At 48.3% G+C, this 20213-nt stretch carries 17 protein-coding genes; 8 read left to right on the forward strand and 9 right to left on the reverse strand.

Features of this window, described 5'->3' with window-relative positions; all coding sequences use genetic code 11:
* Positions 1–48 precede the first annotated feature (48 nt).
* The 3 genes from nqrF to BMW71_RS21410 form a co-directional block, all read right to left on the reverse strand.
* Positions 49–1353, reverse strand: a complete 1305-nt coding sequence (nqrF, locus tag BMW71_RS21400; protein ID WP_092178572.1) for an NADH:ubiquinone reductase (Na(+)-transporting) subunit F — start codon at positions 1351–1353, stop codon at positions 49–51.
* Between the two features lie 127 nt (positions 1354–1480).
* On the reverse strand, positions 1481–2323 hold the full coding sequence (gene accD / locus BMW71_RS21405; protein ID WP_092178574.1) for an acetyl-CoA carboxylase, carboxyltransferase subunit beta: 843 nt from the start codon (positions 2321–2323) through the stop codon (positions 1481–1483).
* A gap of 103 nt (positions 2324–2426) precedes the next feature.
* Positions 2427–3479, reverse strand: coding sequence for a mechanosensitive ion channel family protein (locus BMW71_RS21410; RefSeq protein ID WP_092178575.1), 1053 nt, complete (start codon positions 3477–3479; stop codon positions 2427–2429).
* Positions 3480–3647: 168 nt separating this feature from the next.
* On the opposite strand from BMW71_RS21410, the gene BMW71_RS21415 reads away from it, so the two are divergent.
* Entirely contained in the window at positions 3648–5279 is a 1632-nt protein-coding gene (locus BMW71_RS21415; RefSeq protein ID WP_092178627.1) for a carbon starvation CstA family protein, read from the forward strand.
* 48 nt (positions 5280–5327) lie between these two features.
* On the opposite strand, the gene BMW71_RS21420 is transcribed toward BMW71_RS21415, so the two are convergent.
* Entirely contained in the window at positions 5328–5909 is a 582-nt protein-coding gene (locus BMW71_RS21420) for a porin family protein (RefSeq protein WP_092178577.1), read from the reverse strand.
* A gap of 315 nt (positions 5910–6224) precedes the next feature.
* On the opposite strand from BMW71_RS21420, the gene BMW71_RS21425 reads away from it, so the two are divergent.
* Positions 6225–6992: a hypothetical protein gene (locus BMW71_RS21425; RefSeq protein WP_143057725.1), complete on the forward strand. Its 768-nt coding sequence runs from the start codon at positions 6225–6227 to the stop codon at positions 6990–6992.
* A 177-nt stretch (positions 6993–7169) separates the two neighbouring features.
* Here the strand turns inward: BMW71_RS21425 and BMW71_RS21430 are convergent, their stop codons facing one another.
* Both BMW71_RS21430 and carB read right to left on the reverse strand, forming a co-directional pair.
* On the reverse strand, positions 7170–7424 hold the full coding sequence (locus BMW71_RS21430) for a DUF4834 domain-containing protein (protein ID WP_092178581.1): 255 nt from the start codon (positions 7422–7424) through the stop codon (positions 7170–7172).
* A gap of 198 nt (positions 7425–7622) precedes the next feature.
* A complete protein-coding gene (carB, locus tag BMW71_RS21435; protein ID WP_092178583.1) occupies positions 7623–10442 on the reverse strand; it encodes a carbamoyl-phosphate synthase large subunit in 2820 nt (939 codons plus the stop codon).
* A 430-nt stretch (positions 10443–10872) separates the two neighbouring features.
* Between carB and BMW71_RS21445 the strand changes: the two genes are divergently transcribed.
* Positions 10873–11478 carry a DUF4202 domain-containing protein gene (locus BMW71_RS21445; RefSeq protein ID WP_092178587.1) on the forward strand — a complete coding sequence of 202 codons (606 nt, stop codon included), beginning with the start codon at positions 10873–10875 and terminating at the stop codon, positions 11476–11478.
* Here BMW71_RS21445 and BMW71_RS21450 read toward each other — a convergent pair.
* The 3 genes from BMW71_RS21450 to BMW71_RS21460 all read right to left on the reverse strand — a co-directional run bounded on the left by BMW71_RS21450 (position 11475) and on the right by BMW71_RS21460 (position 14596).
* Positions 11475–12425 (reverse strand): sugar phosphate isomerase/epimerase family protein, encoded by a 951-nt coding sequence (locus BMW71_RS21450; protein ID WP_092178589.1) that lies wholly within the window; start codon positions 12423–12425, stop codon positions 11475–11477. The two genes, BMW71_RS21445 and BMW71_RS21450, sit on opposite strands and share 4 nt — an antisense overlap.
* Positions 12426–12608: 183 nt before the next feature.
* Positions 12609–12896 (reverse strand): hypothetical protein, encoded by a 288-nt coding sequence (locus tag BMW71_RS21455; RefSeq protein WP_092178590.1) that lies wholly within the window; start codon positions 12894–12896, stop codon positions 12609–12611.
* Positions 12893–14596, reverse strand: a complete 1704-nt coding sequence (locus tag BMW71_RS21460) for a helix-hairpin-helix domain-containing protein (RefSeq protein WP_092178591.1) — start codon at positions 14594–14596, stop codon at positions 12893–12895. The genes BMW71_RS21455 and BMW71_RS21460 overlap by 4 nt, the downstream gene beginning before the upstream one ends.
* A 256-nt stretch (positions 14597–14852) precedes the next feature.
* Here BMW71_RS21460 and BMW71_RS21465 point away from each other — a divergent pair, with 256 nt between their 5' ends.
* The 5 genes from BMW71_RS21465 (at position 14853) to BMW71_RS21485 (ending at position 20121) form a co-directional block, all read left to right on the forward strand.
* Positions 14853–16445 carry a transcriptional regulator gene (locus BMW71_RS21465; RefSeq protein WP_092178628.1) on the forward strand — a complete coding sequence of 531 codons (1593 nt, stop codon included), beginning with the start codon at positions 14853–14855 and terminating at the stop codon, positions 16443–16445.
* 50 nt (positions 16446–16495) lie between these two features.
* Positions 16496–17044 carry a bifunctional pyr operon transcriptional regulator/uracil phosphoribosyltransferase PyrR gene (gene pyrR, locus BMW71_RS21470; protein WP_092178592.1) on the forward strand — a complete coding sequence of 183 codons (549 nt, stop codon included), beginning with the start codon at positions 16496–16498 and terminating at the stop codon, positions 17042–17044.
* 5 nt (positions 17045–17049) lie between these two features.
* A complete protein-coding gene (locus BMW71_RS21475) occupies positions 17050–17973 on the forward strand; it encodes an aspartate carbamoyltransferase catalytic subunit (protein WP_092178593.1) in 924 nt (307 codons plus the stop codon).
* A gap of 89 nt (positions 17974–18062) precedes the next feature.
* Complete coding sequence (locus tag BMW71_RS21480) at positions 18063–19430, forward strand: pyridoxal-phosphate dependent enzyme (RefSeq protein WP_092178594.1); 1368 nt, start codon at positions 18063–18065, stop codon at positions 19428–19430.
* Positions 19431–19461: 31 nt separating this feature from the next.
* Positions 19462–20121: a DUF2189 domain-containing protein gene (locus BMW71_RS21485; RefSeq protein WP_092178595.1), complete on the forward strand. Its 660-nt coding sequence runs from the start codon at positions 19462–19464 to the stop codon at positions 20119–20121.
* Positions 20122–20213 lie beyond the last annotated feature (92 nt).

Raw genomic sequence — 20213 nt, forward strand, 5'->3', positions numbered from 1 at the left:
ATACATGCAAAAAAAAAGTCCCGTCAATCGAACGGGACTCCCGGGGACTTAGCCTCCAAAATCATCAAATCGGATGTTTTCTTTCGGTACGCCCATGTCATCGAGCATTTTCAAAACCGCCGAATTCATCAGCGGAGGACCGCAGAGATAGTATTCGATCTCGTCCGGCTCGTCAATATTCTTCAGGTAATTGTCGTAAAGAACCTGATGGATGAAACCTACAAAACCGTCTCCCTCTTTGTCGTCAAGGGATTTTTTTACTTTCCAATTGTCTTCCGGCAGGGGCTCAGACAAGCCAATGTGGAAATTGAAATTTGGAAAATCTTTCTCAATGTCCCGGAAATGGGGGGTGTAAAAGAGTTCCTTTTTAGATCGTCCGCCGTACCAATACGTTACCTTTCGGCTGGTTTTCTCCGTGTGGAATAGGTGGAACAGGTGCGAACGCAGGGGGGCCATGCCCGCTCCTCCACCGATGTAAATCATTTCTCGCTGGGTAGGATTGATATGGAATTCCCCATAAGGACCGGATATGGTTACCTTATCGCCTGGCTTTCGGGAAAACACATAGGAAGAACAAATGCCTGGATTTACGTCCATCCACTTATTATTTGCCCGATCCCATGGCGGGGTGGCAATACGAATGGTCAGCATGACGATATTGCCCTCAGCGGGATGGTTTGCCATGGAGTAAGCACGGAAGATTTCCTCGTCGTTTTTCATGACCAGGTCCCAAAGACCAAATTTGTCCCAATCGCTCTTATAGACATCCTGAGGGTGTCCGAGCTCCGGATGCGGAGTGATATCCATGTCCTTGAAACCAACAGTAATTGGGGGCACATCGATCTGTATGTACCCTCCTGGTTCGAAATCGAGGGTTTCACCTTCGGGCAACTTTACTTTAAATTCTTTGATGAATGTGGACACATTGTAGTTGGAAACAACTTCGCATTCCCATTTTTTGATCCCGAATATTTCTTCCGGTATGCGGATGCGCATGTCATTTTTTACCTTCACCTGGCAAGAAAGCCGGACATTGCTTTGTTTTTCGGCCCGGCTAAGGTGTCCCTCTTCGGTGGGTAGCACCTCTCCACCTCCATCTTCAATGGTGCATTTGCACATGGCACAGGTACCTCCTCCGCCACAAGCGGATGGGAGAAAGATTTTTTTGTTTCCCAGTGTTGACAGCAGCGTGGATCCGGCGGAAGCGATCAATGGATTCTTCTCGTCTCCATTTATTATGATTTTCACATCACCCGAAGCCACCAACTTGGATTGGGCAAACAGAAGAACAAACACCAGTAGCAAAATGATAATTGTAAATGCTACAATCGAGGTAATGATTACTGAACTCATCTAATCAATTTTTATCTTTATCAGTACGTTTTAACTGGCTTTCGAATGGTACAAATATATTTATATTTCAACAAAACCAGTGCAATATCAGGATAATTTCATCCTATCTTTTACCAGGGTTAACTTGTTAACTGCGCAGTAAGTTTAGCAAAGTGTAAATTCTGTTTTTCAACTGACGCCTATCGATGATAAAATCCAGAAAACCATGTTCCAAAACAAACTCCGAACTCTGAAATCCTCTGGGCAGGTCCTTTCCGATCGTTTCTCGTATAACTCGTGGGCCGGCAAATCCAATCAAGGCTCCCGGTTCGGCGATATTAAAATCGCCCAGCATGGCATACGATGCAGTCACTCCACCGGTAGTAGGGTCGGTCATCAGCGAGATGTACGGGATTCCTGCATCGTCCAGCAAGGCCAATTTAGCGGACGTTTTTGCCATTTGCATGAGACTAAAGCCGGCTTCCATCATCCGGGCTCCTCCGGATTTTGAGATCATCAAAAAGGGGACCTTGTGCTTCAGGGCGTAGTCGATCGCACGGGCGATTTTTTCACCTACTACCGAGCCCATGGACCCACCGATGAAGTTAAAATCCATGCAGGTAATGACCAGGTCCAATCCATTTAGTTTCCCAACACCGGTTCGCGCGGCATCTTTCAGGTTGGTTTTGGCAATGGAGTCCTTGATTCGGGAGGTATACGACTTGCTGTCTGTAAACGAAAGCGGGTCTCCGGAGGTCATGTCTTTGTCCAGTTCTTTAAACTGATTGTCATCGAACAGAATTTCAAAGTACTCTTTGGAGCCGATTTTTACGTGGTAATCATCATCCGGGCAAACGTAGGAGTTGTTTTTTAATTCACGGGTGTGGATGATATTCCCTTTCGGAGTCTTGTACCACAACCCATCGGGGGTATCTTTTTTTTCCTCGGTAGAGGTTTTGATTCCCGCATCTTTCCTTTTAAACCAAGCCATAAAGTTTTGTTTAAATTAGCCCAAATGCATTTGGGATTACAAATTTATGCGTATTATCCATTAAATAAAACCGAAATCTGTATTCTCCAAAATTAAACAATGATCAAGGGCTCCCTCCTTCAGCACCCTTTTGCATGATCACCCGGCTTTTCGGGAGCGCGTCCGGGTAATTTTCCTGTAGGTAGGTCAGCATTTTTTCCCGCACCAAACACCTGAGATCAAAGGCACTAGGGCTGTCGCGGGCACTCATAAGACAGCGGATTTCTACGGTCTTTTCTGTAAAATCAGTTACCTGCAGCACTTGAACCTTCCTGTCCCAAAGCGTGCTTTCCTCGAGAATTTCTTTCAGTTTAATTTTTAGATTTTCGACAGGGATGGTGTGGTCCAGGTAAATAAAGACGGTTCCCCAGATAGCGGCAGTGGTTCGGGTCCAGTTCTGGAAAGGCGTTTCCAGAAAGTAATTTATCGGCAGGACCAAGCGCCGCTGATCCCAAATTTTGACCACCACGTAGGTAAGGTTTATTTCTTCGATTTTTCCCCATTCCCCTTCCACCACCACCACGTCATCAATGCGTATGGGTTGGGTAAAAGCTATCTGAAAGCCAGCCAATAGGTTGGCAATGGATTTCTGCGCAGCGAATCCGACGATGATACCCAGGATACCCGCCGAAGTCAGCAAGCCTGCTCCCAACTTGCGGGCAGATTCAAAATTCATCAAGATGGCTGATAACGCAACAATGACGACCACGATGATGAATAGCTTTCGAATAAAAGCCACCTGAGTGAGAACGCGACGTTCCCGAAGGTTGTCTTCCTTATCGGAGGTAAAGTTGTCCAAAAAGGCATGCCGCAACACATTGGAAAATTCAATAAGGATCCAGGTCAGGGTTACGATTGCCAAAACCACGAAAAAAGGATGCTTACCCAATTCAATCAGGTTTGGAGGTGAAATATAGGGTTCTATAAGGGGGAACAAGGCAAAAAACAACCCCCACTTCAAGGCATTGGAAAACTTCCGCATGGATCGTTTGCCCCTTTCCGAGGTGGGCTTGTAGGCCAATCGTGCCAGTTTGGGGAAAACCAGTAAAAGGAAGGCATGGCTAATCACCAGAATTCCCAAAACAATACCAATAAAAACAAGGGTCTCTCTATCCATGGGTGTAATTGAAAGGGGTAAATGGGCTAGAAACGCAAAATTGTACAGCGTTTTCGTCTGCAAAACTTCGTAGCGGCATGAAAAACTGATTAATTGATTAAATTAGGGTTTATTTCTGACGAAATCAATTTTCTGATTATCTTTAAGACACAAACCGTAACACAGACCATGCAACTCACCCACCTCTTTGTTTTTTCTGCCGTAATTCTGACCGGCGCCTATTTTATTTATGGGAAATATGTATTTAAGAAATTCAACATCAACAACAACAACCTGACGCCTTCTCATCGCCTGAGTGACGGTGTGGATTACGTTCCCAGTAAGCCCATTGTGGTATTGGGGCATCACTTTGCCTCCATAGCAGGTGCCGGACCCATCGTTGGACCCATCATCGCCATTACCTTTGGATGGGTGCCTGCCGTGATCTGGATACTGATTGGAGGGATATTTTTTGGAGCCGTTCACGACTTGGGCAGCATGGTGGCTTCTCTCCGAAATGACGGAAAGTCTATCGGGGTGATCATACAGAACACGATTGGCAAAAAGGGGAAGCGGCTGTTTATCCTATTTAGTTTTTCCACCCTAATCCTTATTATCGCCGTGTTTGCAGACATCATAGCCAAGACCTTCGTCAGTAATCCCGGCGTGGCCTCGGCGTCGATTTTATTTATTGGGCTGGCTGTGGCCTTCGGCTTTGTGACGAAGTTGACCGGACAACGAAAAACGGCGTTTCTGGTGGCGTCCATTTTGGGGGTTGCTATCATGTACTATTTTGTCTACCTGGGCATGCAGATGCCTTTTGTATTGGATTATCAGGTTTGGATATACATTTTGCTGGTCTATGCCTTTATCGCTTCCGTTACGCCGGTTTCCATGCTGCTTCAGCCAAGGGATTACCTGAATAGCTTTCTGCTTTACGGGCTGATACTGGCCGCCATTATCGGGGTGTTTGTAGCCAATCCGACCATCGCCATGGATACGGATGTACACATCACGGACGAGAACCTGGGATACTTATTTCCGGTATTGTTTGTGACCATTGCCTGCGGGGCGATCAGTGGATTTCATTCCTTGGTTGCTTCCGGTACCACTTCCAAGCAACTGGATAAAGAATCCGACGCAAAAGTAGTGGGTTTTGGGGGCATGTTGATTGAGTCTTTCCTGGCCATTATTTCAGTGGGAGCCGTAGTAGTGCTGACCCGTTCGGATTATTTGTCCCGATTGGGAGAAGAGGGGCCGGTCCCGTTGTTTGCCGATGGTCTCGGCACCATCATTTCTTCCATGGGGGTGCCGGAGTCTTTTGCGGTGGGATTTGTGGCACTGACGGTTTCGGCATTTGCGCTGACCACGCTGGATACCTGTACCCGGTTGGCCCGGTTTACCCTACAGGAGTACTTCGAAGACGTGGAGCAGCCCTTGGGTAAAAAAATCTCGCAGAACCGGTACGTTTCCACCACGGTTGTGGTGGTGCTTTCGGTGCTGTTGCTGGGCAGCGGAGGCTTTACTACCCTATGGCCCATATTTGGCTCTGCTAATCAACTTTTGGCCGCGTTGGCATTACTGACCATTTCCGTCTGGTTGATCAAAAAGAAAGTTAACCCCACCTTCGTCACCATTCCCATGTTCTTTATGTTTACGGTAACCCTGACTTCACTCGGGTTGTTTGCCTGGCAGAATTTTCAGAAAGATGCTTACGTACTGTCGATTATCGCGGCGATCCTGTTTGTGCTTTCCTTTGCCTTGATCTTTCTGGCCAAAAAAAGCTTAACAAAAGAAATTGAGGTGAAAGAAATGGCCTGAAACCAACCGATAGTGCTGGATTTCAGGCAGCAGAATGGGTTTTTATTATCAAAACAAGCGGAAGCCCATCGAAACGATCAGTTGATTTTGTCGCTGATCGGTAGGCACCTGGGCAAAGTTGTTGATGGAATTGGTGAGGGCTCCCTCGTATTTCAGGTCCAACAGAAAGTTTCCAATGTCAATGCCCACGCCTGCCTGGTAGCCAAAGGTAAATTCTTCTTTTGGGGGAACAATGCTGGATCGGGTCCCGTTTCTGGCGACCATATCGCTGTTAAAGACATAACTGGCTACCGGTCCTGCCTGAAACCTGAAAAGCCCGCCCAATTTCATACCTACCATGACCGGGATGTCCAGCCTGTCGAAATTGACGTCGTAATTAAAGGAATTGTTTGAAAAGGATCCGCCCGTGTTGGTATACAAAACCTCTGGCTGTAAATAAATAATCGGCAAATTTATCCGGGCGAATAATCCGAGATGGTACCCCATTTTGGAGTCGTCTCCCTGAAATCCATCGGTCACATGCACGTCTCCCTGGGAGACACCAAATTTAGGGCCTATGCTCAGCACCTGTCCGTTAACCTCTCCAAGGAACAAACCGGTCAAAAGAATCACGATCGCTAGATTTTTCATTTTTTTCTGCAAATTAAACGGATTATCTGTTTCCTATTTACTGAGAACCAACTTTAATGGATTTTAGTATACATTTCTGCGATTTTTTTCTTTCCTTTCCCGAAAGTTGTACCCGGGATACGAAAACCGATAAGTCGTTCGTTTAGTTGCTGTTGTCTTGTCCAGTACCGATGCGTTCTTTGCCCCGGGTTTACTTGCATTCGAGCCGCCGCTCGGGATGATAGAACCCGGGCAAGAAGCGGCGTCTGGCAGACACGAATACTATACGAGCGGATGAATAGTATCAGGCATGCATGCCAAAAGGAAATGGATTACATGAGAAGTATTTCGAATAGTATTTATGTTTTGGCCTGCCTGGGGCTGTTGCTGTATGGCTGTGAGGAGCCGGTTCGGGAGGACCCCTTTGTTGGTATGGGGGCAGCTAGATGGGATGTAGGCAAATCTGCTAACTTTCTACTTTCTGACGACCGATTTACGAAACTGGAGCTGGAGATCGCTTACATGGAAGGCTTCCGTCCCACTGATGTCTTGTTGGAAGAGATGGTCGGCTTCCTCGAGGAGGTGACCTTCAAGCCCGAGGGTGTCGTACTTACCCTTAGAGAAATACCTGCCGAAGGCGAGGAATTCTATTCTGCCGAGGCGATTGCCTCATTGGAAGACCAATACCGGCAAAGCTACAACGAGGGAAACACAGTCTCCGTTTTTCTGCTGGTGGTGGATGGAAATTTCATGCAAGACGAAACAGAATTTTTTACGATTGGAGCTGCGTACCGCAATACCAGCATGGTTTTGTTTGGCAAACGAATCATGGAAAGTTCCGGAGGATTCCGCAGGCCGCCCCGGGGAATATTGGAAACAACCGTGGCCTTGCATGAATTGGGCCATCTGTTGGGATTGGTCAATGTGGGGACCGAGATGGTAACGCCACACGAAGACGAAGAACAGGAGTTTCATTGCGACGAGGAAACCTGCCTGATGTATTGGACCGTCGAAACAAGTAATGTATTTCTTTTTGTGCCACAAACCATTCGGACCCTGGATGCGAATTGCAGAAATGACCTGCGCGCCAACGGAGGAAGATAGAGGGGCTACTTATTTCTGGCCGGGGTCCCTTCGTCGCGTTTTTCCTACAAGCTATCGAATGAATCCAAAAAAACTAAAAATCAACCAGAGACTGTACAAACGTTTCCTTTTCTTAAGTTGTCGGATTGTGGGTCTGTGAAACACCGTTCCTTTACCGGCAAAATTCGCCGATCCGCACTAGTCCTTTACTTCTTCGTAATCAATATAATCCCCCCCGGAAATGGTGCCCGAGGAGCCTTTTTTCTGGTCACCGGGCACAAAGTCCACGTTTACATTGCCATCTTTGGGTTTGTTTCGTTTTCGAGTTTCTTCGCGCTGGGCAGCTTGTACCTGATCGGCGAATTTTTTCAGTTTACTATTCAGAAAATACCGCACCAAGCTCGAAAAAATCCATCCCAGGGCAATAAAGAAGATTATAATTTTTAATATCATGGCAATCAATTTTGGATACGCGGTGTCAGATTAGGGTTTTGGTTGACCAATCCCTCGTCCCTATTAACGGAAAAACACCTTCCACCATTCAATATTAAAAGAAAAATTATAGAAAAGCCAATCGAAGGGTTAGCCCGATGTCCTAAAAAAATCCCGGCTTCCGATTCCAGAAGCCGGGAAGAAAGGCTGTTGCGAAAATTAACGGCTCAGATACAGGTTTCGCTCCGCATAGATTTTCAGGAAATAATCGTCCATCAGGTCATCAATGAAATAGATGGCTTCACCGGTGGATTTCATTTCCGGACCCAGTTCTTTGTTAACATTGGGGAACTTATGGAAGGAAAAGACCGGCTCTTTGATGGCATATCCTTTTTTTACCGGAGAGAAGTTGAAATCGGTCACCTTATTTTCACCCAGCATCACCTTGGTTGCATAGTTTACGTAGGGTTCCTGGTAGGCCTTGCAGATAAACGGCACCGTTCGTGAGGCCCTTGGGTTGGCCTCGATCACATACACCTTGTCGTTTTTGATGGCAAACTGAATGTTGATCAGTCCCTTTGTCTCTAACGCAAGGGCAATCTTCTCAGTAAAGGTTTCGATTTGCCGGACTACCAAATCCCCCAGGTTGTAGGGAGGCAATACGGCGTAGGAATCTCCGGAATGGATACCTGCGGGCTCTATGTGCTGCATGATCCCAATGATGTAGACGTTTTCCCCATCGCAAATGGCATCTGCCTCTGCTTCAATCGCCCCTTCCAGAAAATGGTCCAGCAGGATTTCGTTGTTTGGAATGTCTCGTAATACATTCACCACGTGCTGTTCCAGCTCCTTCTCGTTGATGACGATTTTCATACCTTGTCCGCCCAGTACATACGAGGGCCGTACCAGCAGCGGGAAACCGAGCGTTTTGCATAGTTCCAGCGCTTCGTCGGTGCTATGAATGGTGCCAAACTCCGGGTAGGGGACGCCGTTTTCCTTCAGCAGGTTCGAAAAACGGCCGCGGTCTTCTGCCAGGTCCAGCGCCCGGAAGCTGGTTCCCAATATGGGAATATTATATTTATCGAGTTTTTCTGCCAATTTTAGAGCCGTTTGGCCTCCCAGCTGCACGATGACGCCGATGGGATTTTCGTGAAGAATGATTTCGTATATGTGCTCCCAAAAGACCGGCTCAAAATACAGTTTGTCGGCAATGTCAAAGTCCGTCGATACCGTTTCGGGATTGCAATTGATCATGATGGTCTCGTAGCCGCATTCTTTTGCGGCCAATACGCCATGGACGCAGGAGTAATCGAATTCGATGCCCTGCCCTACCCGGTTAGGGCCGGAACCGAGTACTACTACTTTTTTCTTGTCGGAAACGTGCGACTCATTTTCTTCACCAAAACTGGAATAAAAATAGGGTGTTTGCGCTTCAAACTCTGCAGCACAGGTATCGACCAGCTTGAAGACCCGGCGGATACCCATTTCTTCCCGTCGTTTTTGGAAAACCTCGCTTTCCAAACAGCCCAGCAGGTGGGCGATTTGCCGGTCGGCATAGCCTTTGTGCTTGGCCTTTTTCATCAGGTCAGGACTAATGGTTTCCAGCGTTTCTTTACCCAAGACGCCATCCAACTGCACCAGTTCATCAATTTGCTTGAGAAACCATTTGTCGATCTTTGTCAGGTCCTGAATGGTGCGGAAAGAAATTCCCAGCTTGAAGGCGTCGTATATGTGAAACAGTCTGTTCCAACTCGGATTAGCCAGGCTGTACAAGATCTCGTCCTGGTTTTTGAGCTCCTTCCCATCTGCACCAAGCCCATTTCGCTTGATTTCGAGGGATTGACAGGCTTTTTGAAGGGCTTCCTGAAAATTTCTTCCGATGCCCATCACCTCGCCAACGGCTTTCATGGATAGACCGAGTTTTCGATCGGATCCTTTAAATTTATCAAAATTCCAACGAGGTATTTTTACGATGACGTAATCAATGGCCGGTTCAAAGAATGCGGAGGTATTTCCGGTAATGGAATTCTTCAACTCGTCCAGGTTGTACCCAATGGAGAGTTTGGCAGCTACTTTTGCAATGGGGTATCCGGTGGCTTTTGAGGCCAGTGCCGAAGACCGGGATACCCGTGGGTTGATCTCCACTCCGATGATGGTCTGATTGTCCGGACTTACGGCAAACTGCACGTTACATCCACCGGCAAAATTCCCAATGCCTTCCATCATGCGAATGGCCTTGTTTCTCATTTCCTGATACACGGTGTCGGGCAGGGTCATGGCTGGCGCGACGGTAATGGAATCACCGGTGTGCACCCCCATTGGGTCAAAATTTTCGATGGAACAAATGACCACCATATTGCCAATGTTATCCCGCAAAACTTCCAGTTCGTATTCTTTCCAGCCCAGGATGCTTTGCTCGATCAATACCTCATGGGTGGGGGAGGCCTGCAAGCCGGCGCTCAAGGCTTTTTCGAAATTGTCCGGTCCGTCTACAAAGCCGCCTCCGGTTCCGCCAAGGGTATAGGAAGGGCGGATCACCAGGGGAAAACCGATTTCCTGGGCAATTTCTTTGCCTTGGAGAAAAGACCTTGCGGTTCGCCCCAAGCAGACGTCCACGTTCAATTTTTCCATCAATGCCTTGAATTTCTCCCGGTTTTCCGCGGTTTCGATGGCATCAATGTCTACTCCGATCATTTTGGTACCAAACTTCTGCCAGATACCCGCTTTGTCACAGTCGATGGCTAGATTGAGTGCGGTCTGTCCTCCCATGGTTGGCAACACGCAATCAATATCCGGGTGCTCTTTTAAGATCTGTACGATGGATTTTTTCTCCAATGGCAACAAATACACGTTGTCGGCTGTCACCGGGTCTGTCATGATGGTGGCCGGATTGGAATTGATTAAAGTTACTTTGATTCCTTCTTCCCTAAGTGAGCGGGCTGCCTGGGATCCGGCATAATCAAATTCACAGGCCTGACCGATGATGATGGGGCCGCTTCCAATGATGAGGACATGTTTGATGCTACTGTCTTTTGGCATGCTTGATGGTTTTTTTGATGGCGTTACTTTTGGCTAAATTGGTGCAAAATTAAACAAATTTATTAAACATGCACGGAAAAGCCTTTATTTACCCAAAGGACTGCCGGACAGCGGTAGCCCACACAGCCACAAATATTCCTTTTTCGTGCGCTTGGAACCTTCCCGCAAAAAACGATCGGATGGATCCCAGCCACGGTTTTTCCAACCGGGGGCGCTGCATGCAGCTCAAATTGGCTCTCGGTACGGATCCTCCTGCTATCGGTTCATTGGTTCAGCGGGAGCCGCCAAAGGAGTCGGTTTGCCGAGTGTTATTCTTTTTAAGCATGGCAGGAACTGTGGCATTACTGGTAAAGAATCCGCCTACCGCCAGCCTCGGTCTGGGGAATCCCGGGTGAATTTTGTAACTTTAATTTTTCAACAAGCGCAACCCATGAGCGAATTCAGCGAAGCCCGATTTAGAAAGACCATCAACGATATGGACGAAGCAAACCGACGGGATCCCCATCAGGTACTGGTAAACGGGAGGCCCGTTGCCAAAGAACTGATTTACGGTATCCGCATGTCGGAAATGTTGATGGAGACCTATCCGGATGCGGAGGAGTGCCTGCGGCTGGCGGCCCGTGCCCAGCACATCCAACGGTGGACCATCCCCCGAACCGACTACCCCATGGATCGAAAGGGTTACCTGCTGTGGCGAACCAAATTGAAGCAGTTTCACGGAGAGCTTGCTGGGAAAATCATGAAAACCAACGGGTATTCAGAGCTAGAAATCCAAAAGGTGGAGGATTTGCTGAATAAGCGGCGACTAAAAACGGATCGCGAGGTTCAGGCATTGGAAGACGTGGTATGCCTGGTTTTTTTGACGTATTATTTTCAGGATTTCATCGAAAAGCACCGGGACGAAGAGCCCAAACTGGTAAGTATCCTCCAGAAAACCTGGAACAAGATGTCGGAAAAGGGGCAACAAAAAGCGCTAGCAATGCCCCACCCCGAATCGGTCAAACGGTTGCTGACAGCAGCGCTTGCAGAAAGCTAGTTTGCCACAACCATCGATTCCCGGTAGGTGTGGACGTCTTTTTCAATAGCCGACAGAATTTCGGTGCCTTCCATATTGGGTTTGGAGTTGCCGTGCTCGGCCCCTCCCAAATCGTATTCTACGTGCAGGATTTTGGGTAAAGTACCGGTAAACCCTTCGTGTTCAAGGAGCAGCTTGAAGTTTACCTCTCCTTTTCCAAGGGGAACATTTACGGGTCGGTTTCCCTGTCCGTTCGGGTTTCCCCAGACGAAATCTTTCAGGTCAAAACTGCGGATTTGTTTTTTTATTACATGATACACGTTTTCATAGGATTGGTAGCCTTCCACCTGTGCGTGCCGTAGATCAAATTGTACCCCGATGTGATCGGGATTTATGCCTTCCAGCAAATGGTAAATTTCCCATACCGATCCACCGATTCTCCTTCCTGCGTGGTTTTGGTAGTGTCCGGTGACCCCGTGTTTTTCGTGAAGCAGGGCCAACCGCTTCATGGCATCGTTGAGACGGGACAATTCGTTGCGAATTTGCGTTGACGGAAAGGACAGGTACCCCATTCGGTAATCCCGGATGCCCTCACCCGCAAGTATCCGTAGGAACTCATCCATCTCATCCAGTTGATGGATGTTCATATCCGTGGTAAGGACGGGACGGCTCAAGCCCAGATTTTCACTTGCGCTTACCAGCGGGGGTAATTTCTTTTGCAGTTCATCCTTGTCAAAAAATCCGTTCTTTCGTACGGGAAGGTCGATTCCCTCAAAACCCATGGATTTGACCGTTTGGGGTACTTCCTCCAGCGGTAGCCATTGCAAGACCTTGGTAAAGAGGTAAAACGGGCCTGGTGCGGCTTTTTTTAGGACTTGTTTTTGGGAAGCTCCGACGGCCATACCTGGTAGAAGTAAACCGGATCCGGCGGCCATAAGCATTTTTTTCAGGGAGGACCTTCTGTGCATGGGAGGTTATTTCGTTGGGAAACAAATACTGCATCAAGATAGGTCTTTGCCGGAAATAGCGCAAGTGTTTTGAAACAAATTCAAACGAATGACGCGCAAGCTTCTGATAGAAAAGGCCGGTAACAGGAAGCAGGCGGAGTATTTACCCGCTGTCAGCATCGTAAACAGAGAGTTGCAGGGGTGCTATACCAACATGAAAAACAGCAAGGAAACCCCCAAAACCAGGATCATTTTCTTTGCTTTTTCCTTTTGGATGGCGCCGAGCTTTTTTTTGCGCAGGGCCAGCACGGCCAGGCTCAGTCCCAGCAATTGCAAAGCCAGCCCCAGGCCGGTCAGGTAACTTCCCCAGGCTTGTCCGGGCCACTGCATGGCAAACAGCACCAGTGGCAGGAGGCAACTCAAAATCCCGACCAATCCGGCAAGAAATGATCTGGAAAGCAATTGTTCTACGGCGTCTGGAGTCTCCTTCATGGCTTATTATGTTTGCGCTTTTTAAAATAGTCGCTCAGTTCGTCTACGGATTTTGTATTCAGTGTCCTGTCTTTGGTTAGTCCGCCTTTTCTTCCAACGATTACCCCGTATTTCATGTCCCAAATGCCCTCGTTTGCATGGGCATCCGGATTGATGCTGAGCACCACTCCCTGATCCATGGCATATCGAACCCAGCGCCAGTCCAGGTCCAGCCGCCAGGGATTGGCATTGATTTCGATCACCACCTGATGCATGGCGCAGGCATCAATGACCGCCCGGTGATCGATCGGGTAGCCCTCCCGGCGAAGCAACAGGCGGCCCGTTGGGTGACCTAGGATGGTGGTGTAGGGATTTTGAATGGCACGGATGAGCCTCGCCGTTGCCTTTTTGATATCCATACTCAGACCGGAGTGGATGGAGGCCACGATGTAGTCAAAACCAGCCAATACGTCCGCTTCGTAATCCAGGCTTCCATCCATCAGAATGTCGCTTTCGATCCCCTTGAATATGCGAAAAGGGGCCAGTTCTTCGTTGAGTCGATCGATTTCTTCGTGCTGCAGGCGAATCCGGTCCTCATCCAGGCCATTCGCGTAAAATGCGGAACGGCTGTGATCGGCCATTCCCAGGTATTCGTATCCGGCCGCTTTGCAGTATTCTGCCAGCTCCTTCAGGCTGTTTTTTCCATCGCTGTAGGTAGAATGGTTATGCAGCGGGCCTTTTAGGTCGTCTACCGTAAGCAGCTCCTCCAGGGAATGCTGTTGGGCCCATTCCAATTCACCGTTTCCTTCCCGAAGCGACGCAGGAATATAGGGAAGTTCGGCCGCGGCGTAGGCCTCCTCCTCGGAGCCGAACGCTTCCGTGTAAAAATGTTCGCCGAGCGTGGCACCTCCTGCCACCGGATGCAGTAGATGCGATCGGCTGGACGTTTTCAAGAGTTTTTGCCGGACAAACGCTTTCTTTTCCGTTAGCAAAAGGACGACCTTCAAACCCAGGGATTCCCATTCTCCCTGCCAGCGAAAGGGGCTGCAAAATCGCTCTTCCCGCCGCAGGCCCTTGATGGCATCAATTTTTTTCAGGCTTTCTCCGGGCGTGTTGGTTCCGATCAGAAACGTTACGTTTTCTACAATTTCGGCCATTCTCCCGTATTCGCCCACTGCTGCCAGCATTTCCTGGTCCAGCACTTTTTCCAGGGCCGCCTGAATCGTTTCTCCTGCTTCATCGATATCGGCATACAACCATTTCCCCTGATTTGCGGCGATAAATTCCAGTTTTTGTATGATGCTATCCTGGGTTTTTTCACCAAATCCTTTGAGTTTAGCTACCTGCCCCGCCTGACAGGCTTCCATGAGCTCGTGGGTGGAGGTGATTTCGAGCTCCTTCCATAGGGCTTTGATCTTTTTGGGCCCCAATCCCTTTATTTGTAGCAATTCACGGATGCCATCGGGAGTGTTTTCCAGTAGGGTATCGAGTAGGGGATGGGAGCCCGTTTCCCGGATGCGGGAGATGGTTTCCGCAAGGCTTTTTCCAATCCCGGGAAATTCCTGCAATTGGCTAAGGCTAAGGTCTTGCAGGGGCTTTCCCTCCCGTTCGATGCTGGTAACGGCAGATTGGTACCCCCTGATTTTAAAGGAGTTTTCCTCGTGCAGCTCCATTAGCTGCACGGTCAACTGCAGGATCGTGACAATTTCTTTGTTATCCAAGATGATTTCGTTTCAGATGGCTTCCTTGCAAATGTCCATAATATTTGTTTTAAAATAAAATCAATAGTCTTAACTTAAGCCAGAAATGAAAAAACACGGTCAGCCACTTACACCTGTCGGAAAGGAATCGGAAATTGCCTTCGGTGATTGAACAAATTTGATACAATCGGTGTATGTAAGAGGGGCGGACGGGCTTCCACAGCAAGTTAAGCAATCGCAGAAAAAGCTGCTTGAACGCAAAAAAAATTCACCAGTTATGAGCAAAATGCCGTTATACATAGCCTTTTTCGGGTTGCTGCTTTTTTTCGAAACGGTCGAGGCCCAGGTACAGTTTACCCAGCGGTTGGAAGTGGATACCGATTGGGGGGACGATGACTTTTTCGTGTTACCTAGAGAAGGAGGAATGGTGGCATTCCGGATGAAATCAGATACACCCTATGGTAGGAAGGATAAATTCCAATACCTGGTTTCGGACTTTCAATTGCGGTCGGAAGCTACCCGACTCATTACCCTGGACGGGTATTACGAGTTGGTTGGATTCGACCTGGACAAGGAGTTTTTGTACGTGCTTTTTAATAAGGGCTCGCAGTACGATTCGGAAATGGCGATTTTTGAAATCAACCTGGAAAACCAGCAGTTGCGGGAATTGGAGCTCAACAGCATTCTGGAAATGGAGCTACAGGATTTTCTGGTATTTAACAAGCAGGCTGTATTCATGGGTAAATACGATTTCCGGCCGGTGATACAGGTTTTTGACATTGCGAGCCAGGAGGTGATAACGGTACCTGGACTGTTTGAAAAAGACGCACGAATCCTGCAAATGAGAAAAGACCCAGACCTGAACGTCTTCGACGTGGTCATGAGCCGGCGTGATTTTTACAAGAAAAAGATCGTATCGGTGCTCACCTTCGACACTAACGGCAACAAGCTTCGGGAGGTGAAAATTGATGATTTGGGAGATCCTTCCATGGAGATCGTGGAGGGCTTGCTGACCTCCTCGCATAATTACAAGCAGGCGCTTATTGGTCCCTACGGGCTTCGGCGAAAGGAGGCCTATCAGGGATTGTATTTTACCCGGATCAACGAATTTGGGGAATACGAAAACACCTTTTACACCGTACCCGATTTTGAGAACTTCTACAATTACTTGCCGGAGAAAGCCCGCGAAAGAAAGCTCAGAAAGGTGGAAAGAAGCCTTAACCGTGACCAAAACATCCCGATCCGGAATGTGGTGGTGACCCGGGAAATCAACGCTGCGGATGGCTACTACCTGGTGTACAACGATCATTTTATCTCCTCTTCTTCCAGAGCCATCCCCAGAGACGGCATGTACGCCAGTAATTTTTACCGACTTAATCCCATGATGGGTGGGTACGGGGGCCTGTTTAATCCACTATGGATGGACCCCCGGTTTCGTAACACCCAAGTAAGTAATCAGTACAAATACCTGGCTGCCCAGTTTATCTTACTGGACGAAAATGGGAGGATCATCTGGGACAATACCGTGAACCTGGACAGTGACAGTAAAGCCGAACCGATCAAGTATGGGGAAGTGAGTTTTAACGGGAGAAATCTCTTCTACATGTACCTGGACGAAACCAGCCTGATCCTAAGTCAGATTAAGGACGGGGAGCTGGTTATGGAAAACGAGCCATTTGAAATTGAGCTAATCCGGGAAAACGAACGCATTGCCAGTACAAAGGAAAACACCCTGCAGTTGCAGTGGTGGTACGCCGAATATTACTTGCTCAGCGGCAAACAACGGATTCGGTACCAAGCCGAAGATGGCCGGGTTCAAACCAGGGATGTCAACTTTTTCACCAAAATTAAAGTCGACGATTTCATGTAAGCCGGACCGCCTCACGCAAATATTTCCTATATTTGCCTCAAATTTCGATCATGCAAAAGCGACTCGTTCTTGACCAAAAGCAGCTATCCATCACCATCAGCCGGTTTTGTTACCAATTGATAGAGAATCACGATGATTTCGAAAATACGGTGTTGCTGGGACTTCAACCGAGAGGTGCCCTGGTGCTGGACCGGATCATTCAGCGCATGCAGGAAATCCGTCAACTAAGCCTTCGCTTCGGTTACCTGGATGCCACCTTTCATCGGGATGACTTCCGCAGAAGGGATTTGCCGCTGCGAGCAAACGAAACGAAAATTGATTTTTTGATAGAAAATAGAAAGGTCATTTTGGTAGACGACGTGCTCTACAAAGGGCGGTCGGCCCGGGCTGCCATGGATGCGATGATTGCTTTTGGAAGGCCCCAAAAGGTAGAGTTGATGGTGTTGATCGACAGAAAGTATACCCGCGACTTCCCCATTCAGCCGGATTATTTTGGGCGGCAGGTCAATACTCTCGAAAGTCAGTACGTAAGTGTGGAATGGCAATCACAGGGATTTCCTGAAGACGCCATTTGGATCACGGAAAAGGAACATAACTAGCACCCATGCAGCAGCTCAGCACCAGACATTTATTAGGTATAGAAAACCTCAGCCCGGCGGATATTGGGTTGATTTTTGAAACAGCAGACAACTTTAAAGCCGTACTCAACCGTCCCATCAAGAAAGTGCCCTCGTTGCGCGACATTACCATTGCCAATGTGTTTTTTGAAAATTCTACACGAACCAAATTGTCCTTCGAGTTGGCCGAGAAAAGGCTTTCTGCCGATGTGGTGAATTTTGCATCGGGCAGCAGTTCCGTAAAAAAAGGGGAAACCCTGATCGACACAGTGAATAACATTCTGGCCATGAAGGTGGACATGGTGGTCCTGCGTCATTCCAGTCCCGGCGCTCCCCATTTTCTTTCCCGGCATATTCAGGCTAGCATTGTGAATGCCGGCGACGGTACCCACGAACACCCCACCCAGGCCCTGCTCGATGCCTTTTCTATCCGGGAGAAGCTCGGAGAGGTAGCCGGCAAGAAGGTAGCCATTATTGGCGATATCCTGCACTCGCGAGTTGCCCTGTCGAACATCTTCTGCCTGCAAAAACTAGGGGCGGAGGTGATGGTCTGTGGGCCGGCTACCTTGCTACCCAGGTACATTCGGGAGCTCGGCGTGCAGGTGGAGCACGACGTCTTCCAGGCACTCCAATGGTGCGATGTGGCCAACGTATTGCGGATTCAACTGGAGCGGCAACAAATCAAGTATTTCCCTTCCCTAAGGGAATACTCCCTGTACTATGGGATCAATAAAAAATTACTAAACCGCCTGGATAAGGAAATCGTTATCATGCATCCCGGCCCCATTAATCGGGGAGTGGAGCTCAACTCCGACGTGGCAGACTCCGAGCATTCCATCATCCTGCAGCAGGTAGAAAACGGCGTTGCCATTCGCATGGCCGTATTGTATTTGCTGGCCGGGCAAAAATAATAGCGAGCGGGTAGTCCCGGACGCAGGACAGGGTCGCGTACCTTCTTGCGCTGTTTTTCGTAAATTGATCAAAAAATAAACCAGAAGGCATGATTTACAATTCCATCATCGAAACCATCGGAAACACCCCCTTGGTCCGGTTAAATACCTTAAATAAGGGGATTGCAGGAGAAATACTGGTGAAAGTCGAGTATTTTAATCCGGGTAATTCCATGAAAGACCGCATGGCCATAAAAATGGTGGAAGATGCCGAGAAGGAAGGGATTCTTAAGCCGGGAGGCACCATCATCGAAGGTACCAGCGGCAATACCGGAATGGGCCTGGCCCTGGCAGCGATTGCCAAAGGCTATAAATGCATCTTTACCATGGCCGACAAGCAATCCGGCGAAAAGATTGATATTTTGAAGGCAGTGGGAGCGGAAGTGATCGTATGCCCTACGAATGTTGCCCCGGACGATCCTCGCTCGTATTATTCGGTTGCGAGAAAACTAAACAAGGATATCCCCAATTCGTTTTATCCCAATCAGTATGACAACCTTTCCAATTGGAAGGCCCATTACGAGACTACCGGGCCGGAAATCTGGCGGGATACCGAAGGGACCATCACGCACTTTGCTGCCGGGGTTGGAACCGGCGGTTCCATGTCCGGGACTTCCCGTTTTCTGAAAGAGCAAAAAGAGGGAATAGTGTCCGTTGGTATCGATACCTATGGCTCGGTATTTAAAAAATACAAGGAGACGGGGGAGTTTGACCAAAACGAGGTGTATCCTTACCTGACAGAGGGGATAGGCGAAGATATTTTGCCCAAAAACGTCGATTTTTCCGTCATCGACCAATTCATAAAGGTCACCGACAAAGACGCTGCCGTGATGACCCGCCGGCTTTCCCGGGAAGAGGGATTATTCGTGGGCTGGTCCTGCGGGTCGGCCGTTCACGGTGCTCTGGAATATGCCCGAGCACACCTGGTAGCGGGGGATGTCATGGTCATCTTGCTGCCCGACCACGGTACCCGCTACCTGGGCAAAGTGTATAACGACGATTGGATGCGAAATCACGGCTTCCTGGAGGACAAGACCTACGGAACAGCCCGGGATATCGTGCTTGGCAGAAGCGATGCGTACCAACTGGTGGTTGTACACAAGTCGGATACGATCAAAGATGCCATTGCCCTAATGAACGAGAAAAGCGTTTCCCAAATCCCGGTTATGGAGGAAGGTCAGGTGGTAGGAAGCCTGACGGACAATAAGTTGCTGCTGAAAATAATCGAAAACCCCGAACTCAAAGATGCCACCGTGGATCAGGTTATGGAGGACTCCATGCACTTTGTAGCCCTGGACAGTACATTGGACGTACTTTCCTCCATGGTCGAAAAAGAAAAAGCCGTTTTGGTGCGGGATGAAGCGCATCGCGTTCACATCATTACCAAGCACGATATATTGGAAGCAATCACCCGATAAAGATACTATCTAACGCGACTTAGTTAAAAAAATGGATAAAAACCACCTGGAGGCAATCATCGCAGATACGTTTGATTTTGACATCAAACAGGCATTTATACAAGGTTGGGAAACCTTCAAGAAAGTCAAGATCTATTCCGTTTCCTTCACCTTACTCATCCTGGCCATCCAGTTTTTTTTCATGGCCTATGCCCAGGATTTTCTATTTGTATTCTCCCTGTTTCTGGCGGGTCCGTTGTTTGCCGGATTCTACCTGGTGGCGAACAAAGTAAGCCTCAACGAACCCGTGATTTACCCGGATTTTTTCAAAGGATTTGGGTATTACATTCCCGTGATACTCGTGTGGATTGTCGGTCAGTTTTTGACCGTTTTGGGGATTTTGGCGTTGGTTATCCCAGGCATTTACCTAATGGTGGCCTATATGTTTGGGGTGCTGATCAGCATCTTTGCGGGATTGGATTTTTGGAATTCCCTGGAATACAGCCGGCGAATTATACACAAGCAATGGGTGAAATTCTTCGTTTTCGGCTTGTTACTCGCCGTTTTGAATATTGCCGGGGCTTTGCTTTTTGGCATGGGATTGGTTGTGTCCGTTCCCGTCACCTACTATGCCATCTACCATGTATTTGAATCCATTACCCAACGCAAAGAAGTCCAGCAAGTTGGGGAAGATGACCGGCTTCCCGGCTAACTTCGGCTTCCCGGAGCTAGCCGAGTTGTAGCTGAAAAACAGGTTCATTTTCAACGGGTTAAATATAAAAATCTGCAATTTATGGTTACATT

The organism is Cyclobacterium xiamenense (assembly GCF_900109255.1).
Taxonomy (GTDB): domain Bacteria; phylum Bacteroidota; class Bacteroidia; order Cytophagales; family Cyclobacteriaceae; genus Cyclobacterium; species Cyclobacterium xiamenense.

What these genes read in the sequence shown, in the direction of transcription:
- nqrF (WP_092178572.1), bottom strand. Translation starts at nt 1,353, where the DNA reads ATGAGTTCAGTAATCATTACCTCGATTGTAGCATTTACAATTATCATT.
- accD (WP_092178574.1), bottom strand. Translation starts at nt 2,323, where the DNA reads ATGGCTTGGTTTAAAAGGAAAGATGCGGGAATCAAAACCTCTACCGAG.
- BMW71_RS21410 (WP_092178575.1), bottom strand. Translation starts at nt 3,479, where the DNA reads ATGGATAGAGAGACCCTTGTTTTTATTGGTATTGTTTTGGGAATTCTG.
- BMW71_RS21415 (WP_092178627.1), top strand. Translation starts at nt 3,648, where the DNA reads ATGCAACTCACCCACCTCTTTGTTTTTTCTGCCGTAATTCTGACCGGC.
- BMW71_RS21420 (WP_092178577.1), bottom strand. Translation starts at nt 5,909, where the DNA reads ATGAAAAATCTAGCGATCGTGATTCTTTTGACCGGTTTGTTCCTTGGA.
- BMW71_RS21425 (WP_143057725.1), top strand. Translation starts at nt 6,225, where the DNA reads ATGAGAAGTATTTCGAATAGTATTTATGTTTTGGCCTGCCTGGGGCTG.
- BMW71_RS21430 (WP_092178581.1), bottom strand. Translation starts at nt 7,424, where the DNA reads ATGATATTAAAAATTATAATCTTCTTTATTGCCCTGGGATGGATTTTT.
- carB (WP_092178583.1), bottom strand. Translation starts at nt 10,442, where the DNA reads ATGCCAAAAGACAGTAGCATCAAACATGTCCTCATCATTGGAAGCGGC.
- BMW71_RS21445 (WP_092178587.1), top strand. Translation starts at nt 10,873, where the DNA reads ATGAGCGAATTCAGCGAAGCCCGATTTAGAAAGACCATCAACGATATG.
- BMW71_RS21450 (WP_092178589.1), bottom strand. Translation starts at nt 12,425, where the DNA reads ATGCACAGAAGGTCCTCCCTGAAAAAAATGCTTATGGCCGCCGGATCC.
- BMW71_RS21455 (WP_092178590.1), bottom strand. Translation starts at nt 12,896, where the DNA reads ATGAAGGAGACTCCAGACGCCGTAGAACAATTGCTTTCCAGATCATTT.
- BMW71_RS21465 (WP_092178628.1), top strand. Translation starts at nt 14,853, where the DNA reads ATGAGCAAAATGCCGTTATACATAGCCTTTTTCGGGTTGCTGCTTTTT.
- pyrR (WP_092178592.1), top strand. Translation starts at nt 16,496, where the DNA reads ATGCAAAAGCGACTCGTTCTTGACCAAAAGCAGCTATCCATCACCATC.
- BMW71_RS21475 (WP_092178593.1), top strand. Translation starts at nt 17,050, where the DNA reads ATGCAGCAGCTCAGCACCAGACATTTATTAGGTATAGAAAACCTCAGC.
- BMW71_RS21480 (WP_092178594.1), top strand. Translation starts at nt 18,063, where the DNA reads ATGATTTACAATTCCATCATCGAAACCATCGGAAACACCCCCTTGGTC.
- BMW71_RS21485 (WP_092178595.1), top strand. Translation starts at nt 19,462, where the DNA reads ATGGATAAAAACCACCTGGAGGCAATCATCGCAGATACGTTTGATTTT.